Source organism: Sorangium sp. So ce131 (assembly GCF_051519095.1).
In the GTDB taxonomy this organism is placed as follows: domain Bacteria; phylum Myxococcota_A; class Polyangia; order Polyangiales; family Polyangiaceae; genus Sorangium.
In genome coordinates this window covers 12,860,643-12,880,446 of sequence record NZ_CP150455.1, presented here as the reverse complement: position 1 = coordinate 12,880,446, position 19,804 = coordinate 12,860,643, and the positions used below count along the sequence as shown (strand labels likewise).

Genomic DNA, 19,804 nt, shown 5'->3' with positions numbered 1-19,804 from the left:
TCTCGCTGGCTAGTACAAGCGCGAGAGCTGCTGAACCCGCCGCGCCGCGGCCGGCTCCGCGGAAGCAGGATCGAGGGCCGCGCCGGCGCGCGTCGAGCCCGTCGGGTGGGTCGGACCGCCCGCCGCGCCCGCCCAGGGCCCATCGCCGAGCTCCTTGCTGCAAGCGCCGCAGAGAAGCGCCAGCACGATGGGCAAGGCGCGGCGGATGTTCGTCTGTGCTCTTGAACTCATGGAAACGTCCTTTCACCCGGGCGGGACTGGCCCTGTCAACGTGTCGCCAGGTGCACCTCCGCTACTGGCACACTCAATACGTCACGCGGATGGCAGCACGGCGAGATCGACCAGGATGCGCCGGAGCTCCTCGACCCGCTCCTTCTCGAGGGGCAAGAGCGGCGCCCGGAGCGGCCCGACCCGAGTGCCCATCAGCTCGAGGGCCGCCGAGATCGCTCGCGGCAGGCCGTGCGTGACGATGAACTGGAGGAAAGGCAGCTGGCGGTAGAAGGAACGCCGCGCGGCGTCGAGGTCGCCGCGCGTCACCGCGTCGTAGAGCTCGACGGTGAGGCGAGGGATGACGTGCGGGGCGGCCGTGCACCAGCCGCGCGCCCCGGCCACGAACGCGGCGAGCGCGAGCGGATTGCTCCCGTTGTAGAAGGCGACCTGATCGCCGCAGAGCTGCACGAGCCGGTGCATCCGGTTCACGTCTCCAGTGCTCTCCTTCACCATCGTGACGTTCGGGATGCGCAGCAGCCGCGCGATCGTGTCGGGGCTCAGGTCGAGGCCCCCCGTCGCCGGGTTGTTGTACACGGCGATCGGGATGGAGATGGCCTTCGCGACGGCGTCGAAGTGCGCCACGATCTCCTTGTCCGAGAGCTTCCAGTAGCTCATCGGGATGATCATCACGGCGGTGGCGCCAGCCCTCTCCGCGTACTTCGCGTGGCGCACGGTCCGCTCCGTGGTGAGGCTCGACACGCCGACCAGGGTCGGCGCCCGGCCCGCCACGCGCTTGACGACGAGGTCGGCGACGGCCTCGCGCTCCTCGTCGGAGAGGTACGGCAGCACCCCGGTGCTGCCCAGCGGCGCGATCGCATGGACGCCCGCGGCGAGCATGTCGTCGACGATGCGCCCGAGGAGCTGCTCATCGACGCGCCCGGCCTCCGTGAACGGCGTGATGGGGTAAGCGACGATTCCGCGGAGAGAGGATGTCATCGCGCGCCTCCTTTCGCCTCGTGGTCCTTGTCGAAGAGCTGATCGCCCCGGTCGGGCACCTCCTCGCGCAGCGCGACCCCGCCCATGTTCTGCAGCGCCGGCGCGTTCTCGCAGGCGAGGTAACGCGCCCGCCCCGCCCCGGTGTTGACGTGGTTGTGCCAGGCCCACACCGGGACGTAGACCGCGTCCCCCTGCTTCCAGTCGACGCGCCTCCCGCCCACGTACGAGTAGCCCTCTCCCTCCAGGACGTAGAGGACGGTCTCGTACGTGTGCCGGTGCCGATTCGAGGATTGCCCCGGGTCGAGCCAGCCGATGGTCATGCTGATCGCGTGCGACGGGAGGTCCACGAAGAAGACCGGGTGTTTCCTCGCCTTCGAGTAGTCGCCGTGATGCCCGTCGGACTCCACCGCCGGGTGCGCGAGCTTCTCTGGCATCACCACGCGAGGCCGCGGCGGCGTCTTGTCGAAGTCTGCTGAATGAAACCGTTCGCTCATGGGTGCTCCTTGTCAGCGCGAAGTTCGTCTTGCGCAGGAGAAGGGATAGCGCGAGACTGGACCCGTGACAGGCTCCAGAACGAACATGTCGACGGGTCCAGCTGGTCGGCCCTGGCGCTTCGACCTGACGCTCGACGGCGGCGCGTCCGTGCCGCTGCAAACCCAGCTGAGCCGCGCGCTCGTCCAGGAGATCCAGCGCGGGCGGCTCCTGCCGGGGTCGACGCTCCCGGGCAGCCGGACGCTCGCAGCGCAGCTCAAGGTCAACAGGAAGGTCGTCGTCGCCGCCGTGGGCGAGCTGGTGGCCCAGGGGTGGCTCGAGGCGCTGCCCGCCCGCGGCACCCGGGTCGCGCAGAACCTCCCGACGCTCGCCGTCGGCGACGCCGAGGGCCGCCGCTCCGTCGATGCGGGGCTCGGCCGGCGGCGCGCCGCCGCGATCGCGGTGAACGATGGGGTCCCCGACGCCCGGATCGCGCCCGTGGAGCAGCTCGCCCGCGCCCAGCGGCGCGCCCTCCGAGCGCTGGCGCGGACGGGCCTCGGCTACGGGGATGCTGCAGGTGATCCCGTGCTCAGGGAGGTCCTGGCGGGCTTCGTCAACCACGCTCGCGGGCTCTCATGCACCTCGGAGGAGGTCGTGCTGACCCGCGGCAGCCAAGGCGCGCTGAGCCTGTTCGCGCTGGCCATGCTGGAGCCTGGGGATGTCGTCGCCGCCGAGCACCCCGGCTACGCGCCGGCCTGGCGCGCCTTCCAGCTCGCTCGGGCCGAGGTCGTCCATGTGCCCGTCGACGCGGATGGCCTTCGGACGGACGAGCTGGAGGCGCACGCCAGGCGGCTCAAGGGGCGCCTCAAGGCCGTGTATGTGACGCCGCACCATCAGTACCCCACGACGGTCGCGATGTCCGCCGAGCGGCGGATGCACCTGCGGCGGATCTGCGAGTCTTTCCAGCTCTACGTCGTGGAGGACGACTACGACTACGAGTACCACTTCGAGGGCGCGCCGCTCCTGCCCCTCGCTGCGACCAAGGACATCTCGTCGCGCTGCGTCTACATCGCTTCGCTCTCGAAGCTCATCGCTCCCGCCCTGCGGCTCGGGTACATCATCGCGGGCACGCCCGTGGTCGCGCGCCTGAGGGCGGTCCGTGAGCTGCTCGATCGTCAGGGAGACGTCGTGCTCGAGCGCGCCGTGGCCGAGCTCATCGAAGACGGCGAGGTCCAGCGCCACGCGCGCCGCGCCCGGCAGCTCTACCGGCAGCGCCGTGACCACCTGCTGGAGCAGCTCGCGTCGAGGCCACGCTTGCGCGCCGCGATCGCGTGCGACCCGCCTGGCGGGGGGCTGGCGCTCTGGATGCGCCTTCACGGTTTGACCTCGGAAGAGCTCGTGGAGCGCGCGCGTGAGCGCAGCCTGGCGCTCACCCCGGGGTCTGCCCACGTCGCGGCCGGGTCCGTACCCGCATTTCGCTTCGGCTTCGCGGCGCACACGGTCGAGGAGCTGTCGAGGATCTGCGACACGCTGGAGGCGTGTCTCCGGCCCGATGCCGGCCCGAAGCGCCGATGATCACGGGCCGGGGCAGGGAAGCGCGGTCAGCGCGTCAGAAGTCACCCTCCTTCACGTAGGGGTAGCTCCAGAGCGTCAGCTGAAGCAGGCAGGATTTGAGCCACGCCGCGTGCATCCCCTCGACGTCCTCGGCCGAGTGGCCCTTCTTGGCGAGGAACGGCTTCAGGGTGAGCGTCACCGGGAAGATGAGCGCGAAGAGGTCGCGGAACGGCACCACGTCGGTCGACGGCGCCCCGTCCGTCTTGTTCTTCTTGATGCGGTGGTGACGAAGGCCGATTTCGTGCTGGTAGTCGAGCCACTTCTGGTCGTACTCCGCGCGCGCCGTGTCGAGGATCCACTGGCCGAAGCGCTTGCGGACCCCGCCGAGGTAGTCGCCGAGCGGCTTGCCGTCGACCTTGCCGGTGAAGGACGCGAGGAGGTGCGGGTTCGCGCCGATGAAGCCGTACCAGACGTCGAGGATCTGCTCGATCTGATCCTTCACGACATCGTGCGAGAGGCGCAGGTATCTCACGTCCTCTTCTCCGAAGAGGGCGCTCTTCTTCATGTTCTCGAAGTCGGCTGGCAGGACCGGGGACTTCGCGACGGCGCCTGTTCCATACGTGTATCCATGGATGCTCATGATCGTCCACTCCTTCTGCGGGCAATACCCCGCGCTCACCCCGAGCGACGCGCTCGGGGAGTCAAGACGGTCGTCGCGACGGCGACTGGCCGGTAGGTTGTTCCGCCGAAGCTCGGCCTCGGCTCCTCACGACGGGGCCGGCGCGCGCGCCGGCTGCGCTCCGAGGCCGCGGAGGCACGGGCCCGGAGCGAGGAACCAGGGACAGGCCTCGGGAGAGCTATCGCATGTAGAGCAGTGCCCTGGAGCGACCTGAAACGAGCAGAATTTCGAAACGCCAAGGACGCCAAGGCGCCAAGAACGCCAAGAGAGAGATATTGAATTGGTGTCCTTGGCGTCCTTGGCGTCCTTGGCGCCTTGGCGTCCTTGGCGCCTCATCTTCTCGCTCGATCAACGCGATCGGTGGTCTAGCCGCCGCCTGCCTGGCGGCAGCGCCCGTATCTCGCGAGGAGGAGCACCGCTCTAGTCGAGCTGGGAGAAGCGCCGCCACGCGTCTTCGCGCTGCTGCTCTTCGGCCTGCTCGTGTTCACCGCAATCGATCCTCAGATGTCGGCCCGCCATCGGCGCGTCGACGAAAGCACAGTGGTGGGGCAGCGCCCCTTCATGCACGTTCGGCCGGAAGTACTTGCAGGTGACGCACATGCGGCTCACCGGGATATGCCCGCTGATCTGCAAGGAACGGATGATCTTCACGACCCCGGCCAGGAACGCCTCCTGCTCCGACGCCGAGAGGGCGCTCACCGCGGACACGATGGCGTCGGGCAACGTCGTCACCTTCTGCGCGAGCGCGCGCCCGTGCGGCGTGAGCTCGATCAGGCTCGCTCGCGGGTGGCGCGGGTCCGGGCGCTTGACGACAGCTCCCTTGTCGACGAGCGCTCGGACCGAATCGCTGATGGTCGCCAGGGTGACGCCCAGGCGATGCGAGAGCTCGCTCCCGCTGAGCGACCCCTCGAGCGAGAGCGTCGCCAGGATCTGACCCTGCGTGGGCGACAGGCCCTCGTGGCTCGCCTGCTCCCACGCCTGCAGCTTCATGGCGAGCCCCAGCTTTCGAAGCCCCACCGCGATGCGTCGATCGATCGGCTCCGAGTTCTCCTCGAAGAAGAGCGGGAGCGAGCGACCCATGACCCTCATCTAACTTAGGAGTCCTAAGTTGTCAAGGAAGGGCTGCGTCAAGGGAGGCCTGCGGTGCTCCGCGCGGGGCTGGCTACGCCGCCGGCAACCGCACCACGAACCGCGCCCCGCCCGCTTCGCCTCGCCCGACCCCGATCGCGCCGCCGGCCGCCTCGACGAGCCCCCGGCACACGGCGAGGCCGAGCCCCGTCCCCTCGCCGACCTCCTTGGTCGTGATGAACGGCTCGAACAGCGTCTCGCGGACCGCCTCCGCGATCCCCGGCCCGTTGTCCTCGACCTCGATCTGCGCGCCCCCGTCCGCGCCCCGCGACGCGCGCACCCAGACGCGCCCGCCCGCGCGCGGCACCGCGTCGGCCGCGTTCAGGAGCAGGTTCAGCAGCACCTGCACGAGCCGCCCCTGCGACAGCGGCACGCGCGGCACGTCGGGCGCGACCTCGCGCGCGAGCTCGACCCCGCGGAACGCCTTCTGCGGCGCCACCAGCGACAGCACGTCCTCGATCGCCTCCGCGACCGACCCGGAGGGCTCCTCCCCCGCCCGCCCCGCGCCCTCCGCCTCCCCCGCGCCGAGCGCCGCCGGCCGCGCGAAATCGAGCAGGTCGCGCAGGATCTTGTGGATGCGCTCCGTCTCGCGCTTCATCCGCTCGAGGAAGTCGCGCTCCTCGGCCGGCGTGAGGCCGCCGGTGAGCAGCAGCTCCTGGAAGCCGAGGATCGCCGCGATCGGGTTGCCGATCTCGTGCGCGAGCCCCGCGGAGAGCCGGCCCACCGAGGCGAGCCGCTCGGAGCGGACCAGCCGCTCCTGCGCGCTCTTCAGGTCCGCGGCGTAACGCTCGACCTCCTCGATCTTCGCCCGCAGCGACTCCTCGTCGGCGCGGAGGCGGCCCGTCATGAGCGCGAGGCTCGCGCCGAGCTGCGCGAGCTCCCGGGCGCCCGCCCGCGGCACCTCGAGATCGCGCGCCCCGCCGGCGACGCGGCGCGCGGCGCGCGACAGCTGGTCGATCGGCCGCACGACGAGGCGGGTCATCGAGAAGTACGCGAACACGAGCAGCGCGAGCGCCACGACGCCGGTGTAGAGCGCCACGATCCGGACCAGCGGCGCGGCAGGCACGGTCGACGGGTCCGTCGGCACCAGCACGGCCACCGCGCCGGCGCCGGCCTCGCGCGCGCGCCCCGCGCCCTCGCCGCCGTTCTCCGGGACGACGACCAGGATCGCGCCCCCGCGCGGCGTGCGCACCGCCCGGAGCACTTCGGCGCCGAGCCCGACCGAGGCCGGCAGCGCCGCCGCGACGTCCGGCTCCCCGGCGCGATCCGCGAGCGCCCCCGCCGCGTCGTAGACGCCGACCGCCGACGCCCCGTCCGGGCCGAGCTGCGCCTCGAGCAGGAGCGACAGGCCCGGAGCGGATCGGGTGGCGCGCGCCGCGGCGACGTGCCCGGCGATCGCGCGGCCGATCGCGCGGGCGCTCGACTCGCGCACGCCGCCCATCGTGGCGCGGGTGAGGCTCGCGACCGCGAAGAAGAGCGGCACGAACGCCAGCACGAGCAGCGAGCCGAGCGCGATCAAGAGCTGGAGCCGGATCCCGAGCCGCACGGAGTGTCCCTACCCTCCGCGCCATCCTCGCCCAGGTCGCCTCCGTCCGCATCCGGCAGGCGGCCGGCCCGCGGCGCGCAAGCCGTCGAGAGGGCCCGCGAGCCGCTCCGAGGAGCTGCGCGTATGCTAGTGTGGCAGGTGGTTCGTCTGGAGAGCGACTTCCAGGGCCGGACAAGGAATACGTACCGGGAGCCATCCGACGCCTGCCAGCAGAGCCCGGCGCCTTCCGAGCACGGACAAGACGCACCGGCCGAGGACGACGGGGCGCGGGCGCTGCTTGGTGCGCTGGAGGCGCTGGTCTGGGAAGTGCGCGGCGACGCGCTCGAGCTGTCGGTGGTGGGCGCGCCGGCGAGGGACCTGTTCGGGCACGCCGCCGAGCGCTGGGCGGTCGATGACGGGCTGTTCTGGAGGCAGCAGCACCCGGAAGACCGGCCGCGGCTGCTCGCGCTGGTGCGCAAGGTCCTCGCGGAGGGGGCCACAGAGCGCATCGAGCACCGCTTCGTCGCCGCGGACGGCCGCACGGTATGGCTGTGCAGCGAGCTGGTCCGCTGCAAGGCCTCGCCAGGCGGAGGGCTCGTCGCCCGCGGCGTCTCCACGGACGTGACGCGGGCGAGGCTCGCGGAGGAGGCGCTCCGCGAGAGCGAGGCGCGGGCGCAAGCGCTGCTCGAGTCGACCGAGCAGGGGATCTACGGGCTCGATCGCGCGGGGCGGTGCACGTTCGCCAACCAGGCCTGCGTGCGGCTGCTCGGGTACGGCGACGAGGCGGAGCTCGTCGGGCGCTCCATGCACCCGCTCACCCACCACACGCGCGAGAGCGGAGCGCCGCTGCCCGACTCGGAGTGCCGGATCTGCCGCACGCTCCGGAGCGGGGAGGCCGCGCACCTCGACGGCGAGCCGCTCTTTCGCGCGGACCGGACGAGCTTCCCCGTCGAGTGCTGGTCCCGCCCCGTCCGCAGGCAAGGAGAGGTCGTCGGCGCCATCGTCACGTTCGTCGACGTCACGGAGCGGAAGCGGAGCGAGCAGTTGCTCGCGGCGCAGGCGCTCACGAGCGCGCTCCGGGCGGAGGTGAGCGCGGCGCTGTCCCGCCCCGGGGCGATGCATGAGCTCGTGCAGCGCTGCGCCGAGGCCATCCGGGCGCAGCTCGAGGCGGCGTTCGCCCGCATCTGGCTGCTCGACGAGCGCGGGCAGACGCTGGAGCTCTGCGCCAGCGCGGGGATGTACACGCACCTCGACGGCGCGCACAGCCGCATCGCCGTGGGCAAGTACAAGATCGGCCGCATCGCGGAGGAGCGCCGGCCGCACATGACCAACGACGTCCTGAACGACCCGCAGGTGAGCGAGAAGCAATGGGCGCGGCGCGAGGGCATGGTGTCCTTCGCCGGATATCCGCTGCTCGTCGAGGATCGGCTCATCGGCGTCATGGCGATGTTCGCGCGGAGGCCCCTGCAAGGGCAGGTGCTCGACGCGCTCGCGACGATCGCCGACACGGTCGCTCAGGGGATCGAGCGCAAGCGCGCCGAGGACGCGCTCCGGCAGAGCGAGGCGAGGCGCGCCGCCGAGCACGCGGCGCTGCGGCGGATCATCGGGCAGAGCGGCGACGGGATCGTCATGGTCGACGAGCACGGCGTCGTCCGTCTGATGAACCCGGAGGCCGAGCGGCAGCTCGGGCCGGCCACGGAGCTGACGATCGACGCGTGGGCGCGCACGGCGGGCTTGTTGACGCCGGACGGCGCCCCGATGCCCGCCGCGCAGACGCCGCTCCACCGCGCCCTGCGCGGAGAGAAGGTGGAGAGCGTCGGCTGCCAGGTCCGGCGGCCGGACGGCTCGGCGCGCGTCCTGTCGGCGAGCGCGTCCCCGCTGCGACGCGCGGACGGCGCGCCCGCCGGCGCGGTGATGAACACCCGCGACGAGACGGAGCGCCTGCGGCTCGAGCAGGAGCGCGAGCGGCTCCTGCGGAGCCTCCAGGAGGCGGTCCGGGTGCGCGACGAGTTCCTCTCCATCGCGTCGCACGAGCTCAAGACGCCGCTCACCGCGCTGCTCCTCCAGGTGGAGAGCCTGCGCCGGGCGATCCGGCTCGGCCGGGCCCCCGAGGGCGCGGCGCAGCTCGGCCCGAAGCTCGCCACCATCCACCGGAGCGTCTTCAGGTTGAGCGCGCTCGTCAACGAGCTGCTCGACGTCTCGCGGATCTCGGCGCGGGGCCTGCCGCTGCACGCCGAGGACTTCGACCTGGTCGCGCTGCTCCGCGAGAGCATCGAGAGGTTCCAGGAGACGCCGGGCCAGGGCTCGCCCATCCGGCTGCTCGGGAGCCCGGAGGTCCTCGTGCGCTGGGACCGCTCTCGCACGGAGCAGGTGATCACGAACCTCCTGTCGAACGCCGTGAAGTACGGCGCCGGCGCCCCGATCGACGTGCACGTCGAGGCCGACGAGGCGCGGGTGCGCTTCGCCGTGCAGGACCGCGGCATCGGCATCGCGCCCGGCGACCAGGCGCGCATCTTCGAGCGATTCCAGCGCGCGGCGTCGGTCATGCACTACGGCGGGTTCGGCCTCGGCCTCTGGATCGTGCGGCTCATCGTGGAGCAGCACGGGGGCGCCGTGCGGGTGGAGAGCGCGCCGGGGCGCGGCGCGACGTTCTCGGTCGAGCTGCCCCGCGTGGTCGCCTCGACCGGCGCCCAGCCGGATCTTGCTCCGGCGCCGTCGTCCCACCCCGCGACCGGGTAGGGCGCGCGGGCGCCTGGCGCGGCGGCCGGCCCAGGGGCCGTCGCCGCAGGTCGTCTCTCGCGCGAATTGAGCAACTCCTGCGCTAGTTGGCAGCATGCGGCCGGTCGCTGCGCCGCGCGAGCGCCGCTGCGCCGCGCGAGCGCCCGCGGATGCGCGGCGGATCCCGGGTGAGGCCCCGCCGCCCGCCGTGGCACGCCGGCTGCTGTCCACGGCGTAACGATGAGCTTCCTCGAGTCGTCCTCCGAGCTGTCCGGCTCCGAGCTGCCCGGCGCGCACCGTGGTCGCTTCTCCCTCCACGCGCCGGACGGCGGCGCTCCCGCGAGCGCGCGCGCGGGCCTGCCGGCGGCGGGCGGCGGCGACGAGCTTCTCCGCCTGGAGCTCGAGCTCCTGCGGCGCGCCCAGCGCGACGCCCTGCGGCTGCGCCGGGAGCTCGCGGCCTTCTTCCTCGTCACCATCGCCCTCTTCGGGGTCGCGCAGCTCGTCCGGGACCTCATCCGCGCGGACCTGCCGCCGCTCCTCCAGATGGCGTACTCGTGGGGCTTCCTCCTGCTGCTCCTCGCGCCGATCGGGTGGTTCGTCCGGCGGCAGCCGCTGCCGCTCGCGCGGCTCGGCGTGACGCTCTCGGGCGCGCGGCAGAGCCTCCGCGAGGCGCTCGTCGTCGCCGCGGTCGCCCTCGCGGCGGGCGTCGCGCTGCGCGTCGGGCCCGCGCTCCGCGGCGAGCCGTGGCTCGTCTGGGGCTCGGTCGCGGGCTACTCGCGCCTGGAGCTCGCGCTCTTCCTCGCGGCCTACGGGCCGCACTGCCTGCTCCAGGAGTTCATCGCGCGCGGCGTCATCCAGACCTCCCTGGAGCGGCTGCTGCCCGACGCCGGGCGGCTCTCGCCGATCGTGGTCACCTCGGTGCTCTTCGGGGTGTTTCACCTGTACGTGTCGCTCGCCTTCGCGCTCATCACGTTCGCCGCGAGCGTCGGATTCGGACTCTTCTACGCGCGCCGCCGCACCCTCGTCGGCGTCGCCGCCGTCCACGCCGCGGTCGGGATCGCCAGCGTCGCTGTCGGCCTCAATTGACGTTCCACCGTAACAACCGTCCTTCTTCCCACGGACACGGCCTGTCCTGTCGTCCTCGACAGGAGTGAGGAAACCATGCGTATCGCCGTCATCAGCACGTACACCCACCCCACCCGTCTCCCGAAGAAGGAGCGGTCGTTCATGCAGTCGGCCGTGCCGGAGCTCATCGCCGGGCTCTGCCCGCCCGACGCCGAGATCGAGCTCTACAACGAGAAGGAGGGCGATATCCCGCTCGACGGCGGCTGGGACCTCGTGTTCTTCTCGTACCTGCACGCGTATTACGAGCACACGAAGGTGCTCTCGACGATCTTCCGGCGGCGCGGGATCACGACGGTGGCGGGCGGGCGCCACGCGGGCCACTTCGCCGCCGACGCGGCCGATCACTTCGATGCGGTCGTCGTGGGCGACCCGGAGGCGAACGTGCCGGCGCTGATCCAGGACTTCCAGCGCGGCGAGCTCAAGCCCCGCTACGACCTGCCGGCGGCCCCGACGACCCAGATCCGCGCGCCGCGCTACGACCTCATCGACTTCAGCCGCAATGCGATGCGCGTGCCGGGCATCGAGGCGTCGCGCGGCTGCCCGTTCAGCTGCAACTTCTGCGTGCTCACCGGGCACGAGCGCTATCGCTACCGGCCCGTCGCCGACGTCGTGAAGGAGATCGAGACGAAGATGCGGTTCAACAGGTCGCGCTTCGGGCTCGTCGATGACGTCTTCAGCTTCCTCGACAACAACCTCGGCGGCTCGCCGCGGTACCTGCGCGCGCTGTGCGAGGCGCTCCTCCCGCTCAAGAAGACGTGGGGCTGCGCGCTGACGTGGAACATCCTCGAGGACGAGGAGCTCGTGAAGCTCATGGCGAGGGCGGGCTGCCGGTACATCTACACCGGGCTGGAGTCGCTCAACCCGGACTCGATCGAGGCCATGAACAAGGGCCAGAACAAGCTGGCCGGCGTCCGCGAGGTCCTGCGGAGGACATACTCGCACGGGATCCTCCTCTCGTTCGGGCTGCTCGTGGGCTCGGACGGCGACACGAACGCCTACCTCGAGCGCGTGCCCGAGTACCTGGCCGAGCTCAAGTACGGCTCGGTCACGTTCCTCGGGATCGTCTGCCCGTACCCGGAGACGCCGTTCTTCACGCAGGTCGCCGCGGAGGGGCGCCTGCTCCCGAACACCACGATCCGCGATTACGACGGATACACGTTGTGCCATCGCCCGAAGAACCTCCACCCGTCCGAGGTCGTGGAGCACTTCCAGCGGCTCTGCGGGGAGATTGGCAGCCTGAGGAGCGCGGTCCGGCACGTGGCGGGCAAGCTCCTGCTCAGCGACGCGCCCCGTTACAAGGCCGGCATCCTCGCGTCGGCCCCCGAGGTGCTGAGCATCCGCGCGCCGCTCGGCAACCCGGCGCGGCGCTACGTCGCCGGGCTCGACCCGATCGAGGCGTGGGACGAGCGCATGATGCGCGCGCTCGGCCTCGCGCCGCAGCGGATCACGCCGGACAGCGCGCTCGCCACCGCGAAGGGGCTCACCCGCATCCGGAAGCGGGAGAGGGCCGGGAGCGCGGCGGCGGCGCGCTCGGTCGCGTGAGCGCCGGCGCCGCCGCCGCCCCCGGAGCGGCAGCTCCTCCGGGCGCTGCGGCCGCGGCGCTGTCGCCGAGGGCACACCCCGGCGCCTGATCCCGCCCGTTTCCCCTCACGGGCCGAGCGTCCGCGGCAGAGAACTGGGCCCGGAGGCGCGACCTCTGGTAGCGGCATGCGAGCCCATGGCCAACCTGGTGCTCGCCGTGCTCACCGCCCGCCGCATCGCGCGCAATGCGGCGCCGCTCGCCTGCGCGCTCGCCCTCGGGGGGCTCGTGGTCCTCGACGCGGCCGCGCCGCTCCCGCCGGTCGTCGCGGCGGCGGCGCTGCTCGTGCTGCTCGCGGCGCTCGTCCACAGGGCGCGGCGCCGCGCCGCCGCCATCGAGGCGAGCGCGCTGCTCGACCTCGAGGTCGGCGCGCTCCTGGTCATCGCCACGTTCGCGGCCGTCCTCCGCCTCGACGGCTCGCTCGACGGCGGCGCCCACGCGGCCCTCTACGTCGTCATCGCCCTCGTCAGCGCGTTCGCCCGCCCCGGCGCGTCGCTCCTCGTCGCGCTCGCCGCCGCCGCCCTCGAGATCGCCGTGCGCGCGGCCGCCGCGCGGGGCGCGCCGACGCTGCTCGCGGCCGCGCGCGCGGCGGCGCCGCACGTCGGCTTCATGGCCGTCTTCTCGGTCCTGAACGCCGCCGTCCTCCGCGCCGAGATCGGCCGCGTCCGGCGGGCGTCGAGCACGCGCCTCAAGGCCGAGATGGACCGGCTCCGCGACGACGCGCGCAGCTACCGCCTGCTCTCCGCCCCGTCGCACGCGCGCGGCGCGGCCGCCCAGAAGGGCGATGACGAGCGGCTCGCCCGCTCCGGCGTGGAGGAGATCCACCAGTCGGTGCTCTTCGCGCTCCGCCTCTTGCGCGAGTCGCTGGAGCTCTACACCGCGATGCTGCTCTGGCAGAACGACGCCGGCACGCACCTGCGCATCAGCGAGCTCGCGAGCGACGCCCCGAACCTCTCGGAGGGCCCGTTCCTCTCCGGCGACGGCGTCTTCGGCGCGGCGATCACCCAGCGCGCGCCGGTCGTCGTCTCGGGCCTCAAGCCCGGCTACAAGCTCCCCTACTACGTCGGCCCCTCCCCGGTGCGCGCCGCCTGCGCGCTGCCGGTGTTCGAGCACGGGCAGCTCCGGGGCGTGCTCGTGGTCGATCGCGTCGAGGACCGCCCGTTCTCGCCGCGCGAGCTCGAGCTCATCGACGAGGCGTGCCGCTACGCCGTGCGCGCCATCCAGAACGAGCGCGTCTTCGTCCAGCTGGAGCGCGCCAAGGTCGAGCAGGGCAAGCTCTACCGCGCCGCCGAGGCGCTCGGCGCGGCCACGACGGAGGCCGGGGTCGTCGAGGCGGGCGTCACGAGCGCCCGCGAGATCACGTCGGTCGACTTCGCCGCGGTCACGCTGTACGACGAGGCGCAGAAGGTCCACGAGATCCGCGCCGTGAGCGGCGAGGGCGTCTCCGAGCTGACCGGCCAGCGCTTCCGGCAGAACGCGGGGCTGGTCTCGATGGTGCTGCAGAACCGCCACCCGCTGCCCTACCGCGGCGAGTACGACGAGAAGCGGCAGGTCGTCTTCACGCGCCGGGTCACGCCGCCGCCGATGCCGTCGATCATCGTGCTGCCGCTCTTGGTCCACGACCGGCCGCTCGGCACGCTGGTGCTGGGCTCGCGGCGCCGCGCGGCGTTCAACGACTCGGTGCGCAGCACGCTGGAGGTGCTCGCGAGCCACATGGCGGTGTCGCTCTCGAACGCGCGGATGATGCGGCGGCTGGAGGAGCTCGCGACGATGGACGGGCTGACGGGCCTGCTCAACAAGCGCGCGATGCTCGAGGTGGCCGAGCAGAAGATCACGGCGGCGCGCCGCTTCTCGCGGCGGCTGTCGGTGCTGGTGACCGACATCGACCATTTCAAGAAGGTGAACGACACGTACGGCCACGACGTGGGCGACGTGATCATCAAGGGCCTCGGCGACGTGCTGCGGCGGGCGAAGCGCACGACGGACGCGGTGGCGCGCTTCGGCGGCGAGGAGTTCGTGGTCATCTGCGAGGAGACGGACGCGCGCGGCGCGATGCTGCTGGCGGAGCGCGTGCGCGAGGAGCTCGGCCGGACGACGTTCCACGCGGCGGGCAGCGCCGGCCCGGTGCAGTGCCAGGTGACCTGCTCGATCGGCGTGGCGACGTACCCCGAGGCGGGCGGCACGTGGGAGGAGCTGTTCAAGGCGGCGGACGAGGCGCTGTACGTCTCGAAGCGGTCGGGCCGGAACCGCTCCACCGCGTGGTCGCCGTCGATGCGCGGCGGCGCGCACCCGTCGGCGGCGCCTGCGGCGCCCGAGCCGGGCGCGCCGGTGAAGGGCGCGTCGCAGGCGCCCGCTGCTGCGGCGCCCGCGCCGGCGAAGGGCGCGTCGCAGGCGCCCGCTGCCGCCGCGCCCGCGCTGGCGAAGGGTGCGTCGCAGGCGCCCGCTGCCGCCGCGCCCGCGCCGGCGAGGGCTGCTGCGCAGGCGCCCGCGTCGGTGAGGCCCGCTGCCGCCGCGCCCGCGTCGGCGAGGGCCTCGGCACCCGCGGCTCCGGCGCCTGCGGCCCCGCAGCGCAGGCCGTCCGGCGGTAGCGCCGCCGTGACGCCCCCGGGGCACGACGGCGCGCCGTCCGCCGGGAAGCGCGCCGCGCCGGCCACGCCGGCGAGGGCGCCGGCGGAGGTCGAACCCCGGAGCAAGCCCAAGACGAGGCGCCCGACGGAGCCGGATCCGGTGAGCAACCCGAAGAGCGCGGCCTGAGGGCCTGCGCGGCGCTTGCGGCGGGCCCCGGGCGGGAACATAAGCCACCTCGACGGCAGCCAAGGAGGAGCGATGGGCTCGGACCCCGAACGCGACGACCCCAAGGAGGATCTCAAGCAGGGGCTGAGCCTGCTCTGGCGCGCGGCGCGCAAGACGGCCGTGGACCTGCGCAAGGACCTCGATCGCACGAGCGTCGGCAAGGTCATCGACGACGCCGGGCGCGAGCTCGTGCGGGCGGCGTCGAACGTGGTCGGCCGGATCGGCACCGAGCTGAGCAAGGGCCAGTCGCCGGCGCCCCGCGAGGAGGGGCGCGAGGGCGACGCCGGGCACGACGCGCCTGCGAGGCCGCCCGCCGGGCCGACGCCGGAGGATCCCGGGTTCCGGATCGCGGTCGATCCGGAGGACGACAAGGGCGAGAAGCCCCGCTGAGGGGCGCTGCCGGGTGAAGGGCGGCCGCGGCGGGGCGGCGGGCGCCCTAGTGCCTAGTTGCGCCTGTCAGGAGTCCTGGCAGGGATCACGGCGAGAGAAGAGAGATTTCAACGCAAAGGCGCAAAGGCGCAAAGGCGCAAAAATACAAAGAAAATTCTGGTTTGCGTCTTTGCGCCTTTGCGCCTTTGCGTTGAAATCTCCCGGGATCCCTCGCCAGTCTTGTGACGCTCGGAACTCGATCGCTCACCGGGAAGGCAGCGCGTCGAGCTCGCGGCGCAGCAGCCGCTGCATGCTCGCGAGTTCCGGCTGCGGCAGCGTGAGGACGCGCTCGATCTGCTCGGTGAGCGATGCGGCCGGGGCGGGAGGCGCGGTCGCAGCGGGTGGCATGGTCTCCGAGGGCGGCGCGGTCCCGGCGGAAGGCGCGGTCCCGGCGGCCGAGGCCCCGGCCGCACCCCGGGCAATCGACGCGGCGGTGAGCCCGTCGGCCTGCACCACACACGACTGGATCGGCCGCCCGAACGAGGCGCGCCCCGCCAGCGACCCCCGCTGCGCGTCGAGGAACGCGACGCCGCCGCGGGCGTCGCACAGCGCGAAGCCGCCGGCGTACGCCGCGCCGCCGAGGAAATCGGCCTCGCCGGCGTGGGCCCACGCGAGCGCGCCCGAGCGCGCGTCGAAGCCGACGGCGATCCGGTAGTACGTCGCCGCGAAGCGCTCGCCCTCGATGCCCGCCGGACCCGCGGCGCGCGGGCGGGCGTAGCGCCGCGCCTTGTCGTCGGTCGACGCGATCGGCCCCGGCACCTCGGTCCCGCCGGTCAGCCAGGCCGGCGTCCCGGGCAGCTCGCGCGGCGGCAGCCGCGCCGTGGACGCGCGCCCGGCCGGCGCGAGCCCGATGGCCTCGTCAAAGCGCGTCGCCGCCTCCCCGCCGAAGAAGACGGCGCCGCCGAGCAGGAACGCGCGGCTCACCTCGCTCATCTCGGCGCGGAGCTGCGTCCGCGCCGCCTCGCGGCCGGTCTGCAGGTCGAACACCGTGACGTACCGCCCCTCCCACGGCAGGAACGCGTAGCGCCCCACGACGGCGGGCACGCCGATGACCGCGGTGTCCTCGATCTGGCGCAGCACCTCCCCGTCGCGGTTCACCGCGAGCACCACGCTCATGGTGCCCGTGGTCGACTCGATCGACACCACGGTGACCTCGCCGTCGTCGCCCGCGCCGCGGAGCCTGCCGCCGGCGTTCCGCTTCCAGAGCAGCTTGCCGGTGCGCGCGTCGAGCGCGAACAGCTCGCCCCGCCCGAGCCCCACGACGACGTTCCCCGCGACGGCCGGACGCGCGTTGAGCCGGTGCACGAACGACCACGCGGGGCCGCCGTCGAGCGGCACGCCGACGATCCGGCGCGCGTCCTCGCCCGCGACGCCGACCGCCACGTCGACGCCGGTAGGGATGGGCGTGCCCGCGAACCGCTGCTGGAACTCCGCGATGCCCGCACCGCGGTCGTCCTTCCAGCGCCGGTCGAAGGCCTCGCCCTGCGTCTGACCGCCGCCGCAGGCGACTGCGAGGGCCGCGAGCGCGCCGGCCGGCGCGAGGAGGAGGGCCCGGACGGCGGTGGCGGCGCGCAGCGGGGCGCGCGGCGAGGCGCGAAGGCCGGTACCAGGCGGGGGCGGTCTTCGCATGGGAGAGCTGCGGCGGTGGTAGCGCGGGTTCGGGGGGCGGGCCAAGCGGGGCGGGGGGCGGGCCAAGCGGGGCGGGGGGCGAGCGGGAGTGTCGGGAGGACGGCTCCGATCAGGGCGGGCGTTTGCGTCGCAAAGGGGACGAGCTCGGGTTCAATCCGGTGAGCAGCGGCGCCCGAGCGGCGGCCGCGATGGCGCTGGAGAGCCCGGACGGCCCGAAGACGGCCCCAATGGCGCTGGGCAGGTTCACCTGGTGGCGACCGCGCCGCTGCCGGACGCCGAGGATTTCGAGGCCCAGAGGGCGAGCAGGTGGGCGAGCAAGTCGGCGGTCGGATCGGGCGAGGGTGCGCCGTTGCCCGAGAACGGGATCGGCCGCCGCGGGCCGGTCAACCGCTCGTCGTAGAAAGCGCCCGGAGCGCGCTGGCCGAGCAGGGCGACGGTGGCCGTGAAGTTCTGGATGCTGGAGGGGGCCATCGCCCCGCCGAGCCAGCCGTAGCTCGCGCTGCGCTCGCGCAGGAGCCAGGGACGGTCGCCGCTCTTGCGGAAGAGGTAGAGGACCTCCGAGCGCTCGTCGCTCACGCGGGTCTCCTCGCGGGTGACGGTCTTCGACAGCACCAGCCCGCCGGTCAACACCGCGCTTCCCGCCGCGAATTTGCGCTCCTTCACGTCGACCTTCGACGCGACACGCTGCCGATGGCTGGCCCGGATCAGCGCGAGGATGTCATCGAACGGCAGCCGCTCCACCGCGGCCCCGGGCTCTCCGGCGGCGCCCGGCGCGACCGGGTCCTCGGCGACGAGGCAGCCCGGCTCGATGCGGCCGCGCCGGAGCGGGACCATGTCGCCGCTCGACACGACCGCGGCGGCGTCGATGGCAAGCGCGCCGTGGCCGCGGCCGCGGAGCGAGCGGAGCAGCGCCCGCGCCTGCACCGGATCCGCGGTGGTGAGCACGACGGCGGGGAGGCCGGCCGCGAGGTGAAGCCGCTGCTCGTACGCCGTCGAGCCGAGGTCCGCGGCCAGCGCCGCCGCCTCGGCCTCGATCGAGGTGGCCAGCTCGACGATCGCGACGACGAACATCGGTCGAGGGTATCACGCCGGCGCGAGCACGCGAAAACGGGTTGAAGCCGCCTGAAACGAGCAGAATTTCGAACCGTCAAGGCGCCAAGGCATTGTCTTCTTCTTGGCGCCCTTGGCGTCCTTGGCGCCTTGGCGTCTCATTTCTCGCTCGACCACGTCATCGGCCTTTCCAGGCGTGGATTCGAGCGCCACGCCCGCCGTCCGTGCTCTCAGGCCCTCCCGCGCAGCGCCCCACCGGCCGCGCCGAGGAGCGCGCCGGCCGCGATCGGCAGGCCGTGCGCGAAGGCGACGTGGACGACGTCGTCGTACGAGCAATGCGCCTGGATGCCGATCACCGCCCCGAGCCCGCACAGGGCGCCGATCGCGGCTCCGCGCCAGGCCGGAGCCGAGAGGAACGAGCGGCGCAGGACGAAGGCCGCCAGCGCGAGCGGCGGCAGCGCCATGCCGAGGCCGATCGCGCTGCACTTGAGGTGCATCATCAGGGACAGCGGTCCGTTGGCGAGGCCCGACGTCGCGACGGCTGCAGCGAGGAACCCGGCCGGCACCGCGGCGACGAGCGCCTGGAGCGCCCTCACGCCGGCCGGCAGACCGCGGGCGCGCGGCGTCAGCGCGAGCAGCAGGCCGAGGCTGGAGAGCAACGCCCAGAGGGCGAGCGGGATTGCGACCCGGGGCGAGCCGATATCGGCGCGGAAGCCCGCGATCCAGGTCAGGAGCAGGACCCACGCTAGCCCGACCAGGATCGCGCTCGCGACGCGGCGCTCGCGCGCGGGCCGCGTGAGCGACGGCTCGGCCGGCGCCGCCGTCAGGGGCGGCGGCGCGCGGCCGGCGAGGTGGGCCGCGGGATCGGGGATGTCCTCGAGCCCTTCCAGCAGTTCGTGTTCATCCGCCATCGGCACCTCCCCGGGCTCCTCCCGGAGCCCTGCCGCGGCGGCCGCTCCGCTCCGGCTCGGCGGCCGCGCTCTTCTCCGTGCTCCTGTCGGCGCGCTTCTCCGCGCCGCTCTCCCCGCGCTTCTCTGCGCCTGTCGCCGCGCGCTTCTCCGCGCCGCTCTCCGTGCGCCTTTCCGCGCCGCCCTCCGCCCCCCTCCCGCCCTCGGGCCCCCGCTTGAGCTCTTCGAGCTCGGCCCGCAGCGCCTCGTAGGCGCGGAACGCGCGGAGCTTCACCGCGGTCGGAGTCGCCCCCAGGATGGCCGCGGCGTCCTGAACGCTCATCCCCTCGTAGCGGAGCAGGATGAACGCCTCGCGTTGCGCCGCCGGGATGCTCGAGAGCACCCGCTCGACCGCCCGCGCGGTCTGCGAGGCCATCGCGACGGCCTCGGCGTCGGCGCCGCGCGTGTCCGGCGGCTCGGCGCCCGGGTCGCTCGGGAGGCGCTCGGCGCTGCGGTGCCGCTGGGCGCGCGTGTGATCGAGGTAGACGTTGCGCGCGATGGCGTAGGCCCACGGGGTGACGGCGCCGCCCCGGGCGAAGGTCGAGCGGGCGCGGTGCATCCGCAGGAACGTCTCCTGCGTCAGGTCGCCCGCGAGCGTCGTGGAGCTGCACATGCGGGTGAGGTACGCGTGCAGGCGCGTGTGGAGGGCCCGGTGCAGCTCCGGGAAAGCGCGGGCGTCGCCGCACGCGTACCGATCCATCGCGGCGTTCAGAGCGAGCTCATCCATCCTGGACCGGCGGCACCATCCGTCCTGCTTAACCTTTCCGGTCGCCCGGGGCACGTTCGCGGCGATCGGTTGAAGGCTGCAGGCGTGCCGACCCCTCTACGCGCGTGCCGCGCCGCGGTTTCGCCGGCGCTGCGGGCGTGTGGACCGGGGGTGGCAGCCTCGAAGGTCGCGCGTGAACGGCCCCGGGCGCCCCGCGCGTGAACGGCCCCGGGCGCCCCCGGGGCCGTGATCCAGCGGCCGGCGC

General features: G+C 73.4%; 17 protein-coding genes. 6 read left to right on the top strand and 11 right to left on the bottom strand.

The window, feature by feature from the left end:
- Positions 1–9: 9 nt before the first annotated feature.
- The 3 genes from WMF43_RS46805 to WMF43_RS46795 all read right to left on the bottom strand — a co-directional run bounded on the left by WMF43_RS46805 (position 10) and on the right by WMF43_RS46795 (position 1,700).
- Positions 10–231, bottom strand: coding sequence for a hypothetical protein (locus tag WMF43_RS46805; protein ID WP_437675277.1), 222 nt, complete (start codon positions 229–231; stop codon positions 10–12).
- Between the two features lie 81 nt (positions 232–312).
- Entirely contained in the window at positions 313–1,206 is an 894-nt protein-coding gene (locus WMF43_RS46800) for a dihydrodipicolinate synthase family protein (RefSeq protein ID WP_437675275.1), read from the bottom strand.
- Positions 1,203–1,700, bottom strand: coding sequence for a cupin domain-containing protein (locus WMF43_RS46795; RefSeq protein WP_437675273.1), 498 nt, complete (start codon positions 1,698–1,700; stop codon positions 1,203–1,205). Before WMF43_RS46795 ends, WMF43_RS46800 begins: the two co-directional genes overlap by 4 nt.
- Positions 1,701–1,764: 64 nt before the next feature.
- Here WMF43_RS46795 and WMF43_RS46790 point away from each other — a divergent pair, with 64 nt between their 5' ends.
- The gene (locus tag WMF43_RS46790) at positions 1,765–3,252 is read left to right on the top strand and encodes a PLP-dependent aminotransferase family protein (RefSeq protein WP_437675271.1); all 1,488 of its coding nucleotides are present in this window, start codon (positions 1,765–1,767) and stop codon (positions 3,250–3,252) included.
- A 34-nt stretch (positions 3,253–3,286) separates the two neighbouring features.
- On the opposite strand, the gene WMF43_RS46785 is transcribed toward WMF43_RS46790, so the two are convergent.
- The 3 genes from WMF43_RS46785 to WMF43_RS46775 form a co-directional block, all read right to left on the bottom strand.
- Entirely contained in the window at positions 3,287–3,871 is a 585-nt protein-coding gene (locus WMF43_RS46785; RefSeq protein ID WP_437675269.1) for a protoglobin domain-containing protein, read from the bottom strand.
- A gap of 459 nt (positions 3,872–4,330) precedes the next feature.
- On the bottom strand, positions 4,331–4,990 hold the full coding sequence (locus WMF43_RS46780) for a MarR family winged helix-turn-helix transcriptional regulator (protein ID WP_437675267.1): 660 nt from the start codon (positions 4,988–4,990) through the stop codon (positions 4,331–4,333).
- Between the two features lie 82 nt (positions 4,991–5,072).
- On the bottom strand, positions 5,073–6,584 hold the full coding sequence (locus WMF43_RS46775) for an ATP-binding protein (RefSeq protein ID WP_437675266.1): 1,512 nt from the start codon (positions 6,582–6,584) through the stop codon (positions 5,073–5,075).
- 123 nt (positions 6,585–6,707) lie between these two features.
- On the opposite strand from WMF43_RS46775, the gene WMF43_RS46770 reads away from it, so the two are divergent.
- The 5 genes from WMF43_RS46770 to WMF43_RS46750 all read left to right on the top strand — a co-directional run bounded on the left by WMF43_RS46770 (position 6,708) and on the right by WMF43_RS46750 (position 15,168).
- Positions 6,708–9,302, top strand: coding sequence for a PAS domain S-box protein (locus WMF43_RS46770; RefSeq protein ID WP_437675264.1), 2,595 nt, complete (start codon positions 6,708–6,710; stop codon positions 9,300–9,302).
- 219 nt (positions 9,303–9,521) lie between these two features.
- The gene (locus tag WMF43_RS46765; RefSeq protein ID WP_437675262.1) at positions 9,522–10,367 is read left to right on the top strand and encodes a CPBP family intramembrane glutamic endopeptidase; all 846 of its coding nucleotides are present in this window, start codon (positions 9,522–9,524) and stop codon (positions 10,365–10,367) included.
- A 75-nt stretch (positions 10,368–10,442) separates the two neighbouring features.
- On the top strand, positions 10,443–11,948 hold the full coding sequence (locus WMF43_RS46760) for a B12-binding domain-containing radical SAM protein (protein WP_437675260.1): 1,506 nt from the start codon (positions 10,443–10,445) through the stop codon (positions 11,946–11,948).
- Between the two features lie 175 nt (positions 11,949–12,123).
- Complete coding sequence (locus WMF43_RS46755; protein WP_437675258.1) at positions 12,124–14,739, top strand: diguanylate cyclase; 2,616 nt, start codon at positions 12,124–12,126, stop codon at positions 14,737–14,739.
- A 72-nt stretch (positions 14,740–14,811) separates the two neighbouring features.
- Positions 14,812–15,168, top strand: coding sequence for a hypothetical protein (locus WMF43_RS46750; RefSeq protein WP_437675256.1), 357 nt, complete (start codon positions 14,812–14,814; stop codon positions 15,166–15,168).
- Positions 15,169–15,411: 243 nt separating this feature from the next.
- On the opposite strand, the gene WMF43_RS46745 is transcribed toward WMF43_RS46750, so the two are convergent.
- From WMF43_RS46745 to WMF43_RS46725, 5 genes are all read right to left on the bottom strand, one after another.
- Entirely contained in the window at positions 15,412–16,836 is a 1,425-nt protein-coding gene (locus WMF43_RS46745; protein WP_437675254.1) for an outer membrane protein assembly factor BamB family protein, read from the bottom strand.
- Positions 16,837–17,079: 243 nt separating this feature from the next.
- On the bottom strand, positions 17,080–17,907 hold the full coding sequence (locus WMF43_RS46740; RefSeq protein WP_437675252.1) for a hypothetical protein: 828 nt from the start codon (positions 17,905–17,907) through the stop codon (positions 17,080–17,082).
- A gap of 12 nt (positions 17,908–17,919) precedes the next feature.
- Positions 17,920–18,099 (bottom strand): hypothetical protein, encoded by a 180-nt coding sequence (locus WMF43_RS46735; protein WP_437675251.1) that lies wholly within the window; start codon positions 18,097–18,099, stop codon positions 17,920–17,922.
- 17 nt (positions 18,100–18,116) lie between these two features.
- Positions 18,117–18,797 (bottom strand): NrsF family protein, encoded by a 681-nt coding sequence (locus WMF43_RS46730; RefSeq protein ID WP_437675249.1) that lies wholly within the window; start codon positions 18,795–18,797, stop codon positions 18,117–18,119.
- Entirely contained in the window at positions 18,787–19,560 is a 774-nt protein-coding gene (locus WMF43_RS46725) for an RNA polymerase sigma factor (protein WP_437675247.1), read from the bottom strand. The genes WMF43_RS46730 and WMF43_RS46725 overlap by 11 nt, the downstream gene beginning before the upstream one ends.
- Positions 19,561–19,804: the final 244 nt, after the last annotated feature.